Consider the following 7,342-nt stretch of genomic DNA (forward strand, 5'->3'; position numbering starts at 1 on the left):
CCTCATGTTTGCCTAGGAATTTCTCGATGATTTCAAAGATTACTCTTGAAAGGTCATCGTCCACATCACCATCAAATACAAGTGTACCGTCAATGTATACTTTTAAATGTCCGTTTGTGAAAGTGCGGTTGAATAAATCCATTAATGCTTTAAGATTAACCACATTTGCCTGACATATCATTTTCATATCATATGCACGGTATACTGTGTATACATGTTGTTGGCTGTAAGTTGATTTAGCGGAATAGGTTGGTCTTGAATTGTTTGGAGTTGGTCTGACATCAGGAACAGGTTTCGAAACCGGTTTATCGTTATCATCAGGGGATGGTGCCTGAACTTCTTTTACGATAACAGTATTATTAACCCCATAATCTGAAATTGGAATTGTTGTAGTCATGACATATGTGCCAGGATTCTCAGTTATTTTGATTTTAGCAATTCCATCATCATCAGTTTTGACAGCGGTTGTTTTCCCGTTGATTGTGAATTCAACACTTACATCAGAAGCGGCTACTTTACCGTCTGCTGAGACAACTTTAACAGTGAAGTACTTTCCACTACCATAATCCATAGTAATGTCTTTGTTTTGTGTAATTATACAGGTACTTGAATTCAATTTTACAACAACACTGTTTTTGTATGTTTGACCATTGTATGAAGTTGTTACATCATAAGTGCCCGGAACCTCATTTATTTCAACTTTAGCTATTCCAATAGCATCAGTTATTGCCTTGGTTGTTTTTCCATTAATGGTAATGTTAACAACTGCACCTTCACCAACACTGTGGCCATCGGCAGTTACAACCTGAACAGTGAAGTATGACTCGCTGCCATATTCGACAGTAATGTTTTCATTGTTGATGATTTTGGTGTCGTCAGCAACTGTGTAGACTTTTAAACAAGTAATATAACCTAAATCATAAGCATCTTTCCATGTTTTTCCATCAGAAGAGACAAATGAAATATTTTTAGTATAATGTACTCTAGTATCTTCTAAAAGAGTGTATGGCACCCAATTTGAGGCCATTATGGCTTTGAATACATCCCCTTCTTTGATTGGTACATATTCATTTAATTTGATAGTATGATAACCCACATATGGAGATACGCCATTTTGAGTCAATCTTAATTCATCGTTTACAAAAATTTTGACTGTATAATTGACGCCACTCTCATTGAAGTATGTTCCAACAGCACCAATCAAGTCATCGTCCAATGTTTCAAAGACATTCATATAACTTATAGTTCCATTACTTCGCTCAAAATTAGAAAGCCATGTAATGTCATATTGATAGTTTTTATTGTATGGCACAGTATTTTCAATTATGGTAGCAGCGGCGTAATCAATGATCTTGCCTGGCTTATATACAAGGAGCGATTTGTCATAATATGAAACATAGACGCACCCATTGTCTCCCCAGTTAGAACCATAACTGTTTTTGACAATCCATGCTCCATTGCCCGGAGGGGTGTATAGGAATTTTTCTTTTGGAAAATTATCGTCCCATCCGATAATGGATACTTCATGGTTTGCAGTTTCAGGCATATCGACAAATTGTGCACAGGTTTTCGGATTATAATACTGAACTTCATCATCATATGAGGCTTGTCCGAAAAGGGACACATCCAGAGCTCCATATTTCAGGATTGCCTGTTTAATTTGTGTACCGTTAGGGATTTCGTTGTTAGGTATGAAAATTATATCCTGAATATGAATATCATGGCCAGTTGTGATTGGTTGTGTAATTTTTCCAAGCTCATCATAAGTATCAGCATCATATGGGATTGCTCCAAACCAGCTCAATAAATAACCTACGGAAGCAAGATTGGCTCCTCCTTCAAATACTTCCATCGCACCATAAGGTGAATATTTCATCACAGTTTTCATGTTGTTCATGGAAACGTTAAATGGAATTCCTGTAGCTTTCAATAATGCTGATTCTAATGCTCCGCTCATTCCGAATGTCCAGCAGGCACCCATCCATCCTTGATTTTTAACGGAGGAAACCCATCCCCAGTCACGTAAATCAAATTTGGCTGGAAGAGTATCAACATTAATGGTATTGTTAACCAAGGTTAACTGTAGACCATCACCAATGATTATAGTATTATAAAATGTATTATTGGTAGAGACAGTATCATTGTTAAACTCATTGCTTTCATCTATATTGCATTTCTTATCAAAATCTGTGAAAATAGCATTTAAATTATTTACAAATTCTGAATTTTTAATGGTAAATGTATTGTCAAGAGCATAGATTGCATTACCTAGGCCTGCATTGTTGTTGAAGAATTTAGAATCATTTATAGTTAATGTGCTAATATCTGAAAATATTGCACCGCCATAGGTTGGATAACCTTCAATAACATCAACGCCATTTGAATCAAAGGTACAATTGTTGATTTCAGTTTCTGTAAATGAAATGTAAATTGCACCTCCATTATATTTTCCATGGCTGTTTGTGAATTCAGTATTGTTAAGCCAGAACTGTCCTCCCAATTGGACATATGCTCCACCAAACTCAGAAGAGACATCCTTGAATCTGGAATCGATTATTGTTACATTGCCTTCATTTCCTGGATTATAACCGGTAATGTCTACATAAACTGCTCCTGCATTTCTGGAAGATGTTGTGTTTATGAATTCACAATTCTTAATGTAGACTTCGCCGCCTTCTCTAAGGCTCATTGCACCTGCAGTCAGATTAGCTTTTAGATTAATGAATCTGGAATTGATTATTCTAATTTTAGAACCTACAAGATATATTGCCGGCGCATAGTCGGCAGTGGTATTGAAAAATGTAATGTTTTCGAGATAGTATTGTGAACCTGTGGATCCCATTATTTGACCTGCTTTAGCATATACTTTTGAGGTAATGTATGCATTGTAAAGATTTAGTTTTCCTTTCGCAACTACAAATGCAGATCCACCTTCACCAGCATAATTGTCAATGAACTGGGAATTGTTACAATTGATAGTTGCATCTTCATAGAGTGCTACAGCTCCACCGTTTTTACTTGCATAATTATCAATGAAAGTAATGTTGTTCAATGTTAATGGTCCGGTAGCATAGATTGCTCCACCTTTTTCGCCGTTACCGCCTGTTAAAATCAAATCGTTTAATGTTACGTTGTTTGCGGTAATGTTGAATATTCTTGATAGATTGTTACCGTTAATCATGCGGCCGTTACCGTTGATGATGAAGTTGTCCCTGCTGATTAGAATTCCGGTGCTGTTGTCAGTGTCGTTGTTGAATTCATAATCAACATTTAAATCCAAATAGTTCTCTGTTGAATTTGCAATAGCTTCCTCTAATTCTGAAAATGTTGGATTTGCAACGGTATAGACTTTTAGACAAGCTATTACATTATAATCAAAGTTATCGTCCCAGGTTTTACCGTCATAACAGGAGAATGAAATATTATTTGTGTAATGTATTCTGGATTCTCCTAGAAGAATATATGGCATGGCCTCTGATGTCACTACTGCTTTGAAAACATCACCCTTCCTAATTGGTATGTATTCATTTAATTTGATAGTATGATAACCGAGATGTGGTGACACTCCCTCTTGAGTCAATTTCAATTTGTCATTTACATAAATTTCAACTTTATAATTTATATCACTGCGGTTGAAGTATGTTCCAACAGCGGCAATCAAATCATTATCTAATGCTTCAAACTGATTGTAATAACTTACATTATCTTCAGTTTTCGGTAAGAAATTGCCTCCCCACAATAAGTCATATTGGTAGTTCTTATTGTAAGGTTCTGTATTTTCAATTATTATTGCTGTAGTATAATCTTCTAGCACAGTGGATGATGAAAATGATTTGTCATAGTATGAAACATATAGATATCCGTTGTCTCCCCAATCGGTATCCCAACTGTTTTTGATAATCCATGCACCATCACCAGGTGGTGTGATTAGGAATCTTTCTTTTGGGAAATTGTCATCCCAGCCCACAGCTGAAACTTCATGATTTGATTTTGTAGTTACATTGACATATTGGGCGTATGTATCAGGATTATAATAAGGATTTTCTTCATTATATGTGGATTGTCCGAAATAACACACATCTAAAGCACCATATTTCATGATTGCCAATTTGAGCTGTGTGCCATTTGGTATTTCATTGTTAGGTATGAAAATCACATCATGAACATGAATGTTTTGATTGGTTGTGATTAGCGGTGAGATTTTTCCCAGTTCATCATAGTCATCTGCATCTTGTGGGAATGCTCCCAGCCAACTTAAGAAGTAAGATGCGCTAACAGTATTAGTTCCACCTTCATATAACACAGGATGGCCATAAATAGAATATCTTAACATGGTATTCTGCATATTGTTTTCTGAAAAATCAGCGCTGATGTTTGTAGCTTTCAATAATGCAGATTCAAGGGCGGAAGTCATTCCGAATGTCCAGCAGGCACCCATCCATCCTTGATCTTTAACAGGTGTGACCCAGCCGTAATCACGTAAATCAAAGCTGGCCGGAATGGTGGTGATATTAATGGTATTATTAAGCAATGTTAATTGCATGCCTTGCCCGACCATTATTGAGTTGTGAAGTTCATTGTTAGTTGAGATGTTGTCATCATTAATAAAAACATTATTTTCCAAGATGCATTCTTTATCGAAAAATGTGTAGATTGGGTTTGTGTTGTTTTCAAACAGTGAATTTTTAATGGTATATGATGTATCATATGCATAGATTGCATTTGCTGCACTTGCGGTGTTGTTGATAAATATAGATTTGTCTACCTTTAAGGTACTGATATCTGAAAATATTGCACCGCCATAAGTGGGATAGCCTTGGTCATTTAATTCAACGCCATTTGAGGTAAAAATACAGTTATTGATTTCACTTTCTGTATATGAAAGGTAAATTGCACCTCCATTATATTTTCCATGGCTGTTTGTGAATTCAGTATTGTTTACCAATAGGTTTCCACCCAATTGGAGATAAGCTCCACCGAATTCAGAATAAGTGTCCTTAAATATTGTATCGAGCACTGTTACGCTACCATTTGTTCCACGGTCTCCAGCAATATCTGCAAGAACAGCGCCCGCATTTTTAGAAGAGGTAGTGTTTATAAATTCACAATTTTCAATATATACATAGCCTACGCCTTTAACAGCCAATGCTCCTGCAGTAATATTTGCCATTAAATTAATAAATTTGGAATTGATTATGTAAGCCTCCTTACCATCTTCAACATATAATGCTGGAGTATAGGAAGCAACAATATTAATGAAAGTGGTATTTTCCACATTAATTTTAGACTTCTTAAAGACAATCTGGCCACGTTTAGAGAATATGCTTGAGGTTATATATGAATTGTAAAGATTTAGATTACCTTTATCCACATACATTGATGAACCTGCTCCTCCATAATTATCTATAAATCGAATATCGTCACAATTGAGGGTTACATTCTCATATAGCGCTACAGCACCACCTTTTTCAGTTGCATAGTTGTTTGTGAAAGTAACATTGTTCAATGTCAATGTTCCGGTGGAGTATATTGCCCCACCCTCTTTTGCATTACCTCCGGTTAAAATAAGATTGCTTAATGTAATGTTGTTTGCGGTAATGTTGAATATTCTTGATTGGTTGTTTGCATCAATTGTGTGTCCGTTACCGTTAAGGACAAAATTATCCTTGCCAATAAGAATTCCGTTACTGTCATCGGTTTCGTTGTTGAATTTGTAGTCGTGAGTTAAATCAACAACGTCATTTCTTGATATTTCATCAGTCAAGTTGGTGAATGAATCATCACTTGCTGTGTAGATGTCATTCTGAGCGGTTTCAAGAATATCCGTACTGCCGTCAGTTGCGATATCCTCCTGAACCGTTTGTAATATTTCTTTGCTGTCATTGCCTATTGTATCATCGGTGATGCTTTCTGCTGCGCAGACCGCCCCCACCGACATTATCAAGATAAGCATGACAATCAGAATTTTTAAAACCTTCATAATTATCACATGAATAAATTTATGTAGAAAATAGTTATTTAAACATTTATATTTAGTTCTGAGGGGTTTAAAAAAAGATATTAAGCAAACTAATGAATTAAAAAATAAAAAAGGAGTAGATGAATATTCATCTACTTGACTTTAAGGGTTGTTTTTATGGTGTCTTTTAGGTAGGTCACTTGGACTGTGTATGTTTTACCTTTTTTGAGTTTGTTGATGACTTTTTTGCCTAATGTTTTTTGTGCAACGCCTTTTTGCATTGGTTTTGGCAGTGTAGGTTTTACCGTTCAATTTGAATTTGATGGTTTTGCCTTTTTGGAGTTTGCCGTTGATTTTAAGGGTTGCTTTCAATGTAAATTTCTTAGCAGTCCTTTTGACTTTTGGAATTGTTTTACTGCTTTTTGTGTCTTTTTATCTTAGATGCTGTTTACTTTATAGCCTGTATAATACCCTTTCTTTTTAAGGGCATTTTGTATTTTTTTAACCATGGATTTTATCCTTGCTACCTTTTGGAAGCAGTTTTGAATTTAACTGAAATTTTAACTTTTGCTTGGGATTTTTGATATTTGCTGTCTCCGGCAAATGTAATTTTTGCCTTGTAATTGCCCACTTTATTGTTTATAGCAAAAGTAGCTATTCCTTTACTATTGGTGGTGCTATAGTAATTTTTACCTGCAACAGTAAGTTTAATCTTTTTAGATGCCACGGGTTTTTTTATTATTGTCCAGCAATTTTACGGTTAACTTTTTGCTGGTCTTATAATATTTTACAAGATTTTTAGCGCTTAAGGAAGTTTTGATTTTTAGAATTTTCACAGTAACATATTTATTCTGATTTCTGTAATCATCATCAGTGAAACTTATTTTGGCATTATATGTTCCTGGATTGGAATTGATGGAAAATTTTGCTATTCCATATTGATTTGTCTTTGCAGTATAGGTTTTTCCAGATATTGTTAAGTTAATGCTTTTGTTGGAAAGGCCATTGCCGTTGATATCGGTTATTTTCACTTCTAACTTTTTGCCTGATTTGTAATAGTCAGTGAAATCATTTGCTGTGAGTTTAGACTCGTTTTTCAATTTTACTGGAATTTCCAGTATTTGGTCGTTCAATTTGGCGAAAACTGTTCTTACATTTGGATCTGGTGAATAGCTTATTGAAGCAGTTCCGTTTTCAAGCACGACATTGCCTATTGTTCCGGCATTTGTATAAAATTTGACTGTTAAAGGCAAGTTAATGGTCTTATCATAATCATATATCTCTTTGGTTTCATTATCGAAGTATTGGTGCAGGCTGACAGTCAATATGTTGTTTTTGTCCTGTTGTATTATTTCATTATTTGATGTGAAAGTCATTATCAGC

3 protein-coding genes and 1 pseudogene are annotated in these 7,342 nt (G+C 35.2%); all 4 read right to left on the reverse strand.

Translation table 11 applies throughout. The features are described from left to right. Nucleotides 1-5,980: C1 family peptidase (locus ACKI32_RS04325; protein ID WP_407413860.1), on the reverse strand; the 5,980-nt coding region annotated here is incomplete at its 3' end. A 131-nt stretch (nucleotides 5,981-6,111) separates the two neighbouring features. Next, nucleotides 6,112-6,240, reverse strand: coding sequence for a hypothetical protein (locus ACKI32_RS04330; protein ID WP_407413862.1), 129 nt, complete (start codon nucleotides 6,238-6,240; stop codon nucleotides 6,112-6,114). 242 nt (nucleotides 6,241-6,482) lie between these two features. After that, nucleotides 6,483-6,686 (reverse strand): hypothetical protein, encoded by a 204-nt coding sequence (locus tag ACKI32_RS04335; RefSeq protein ID WP_407413864.1) that lies wholly within the window; start codon nucleotides 6,684-6,686, stop codon nucleotides 6,483-6,485. Beyond that, nucleotides 6,676-7,342: pseudogene (locus ACKI32_RS04340) on the reverse strand (hypothetical protein); the annotation flags it as partial. The pseudogene ACKI32_RS04340 and the gene ACKI32_RS04335, both read right to left, overlap by 11 nt.

It is taken from the genome of Methanobrevibacter sp., assembly GCF_045611865.1.
Classification (GTDB): Archaea; Methanobacteriota; Methanobacteria; order Methanobacteriales; family Methanobacteriaceae; genus Methanocatella.

Bases quoted from the DNA above. Each gene is read 5' to 3' on its own strand.
- ACKI32_RS04330 (WP_407413862.1), bottom strand. From the start codon at position 6,240: ATGCAAAAAGGCGTTGCACAAAAAACATTAGGCAAAAAAGTCATCAAC.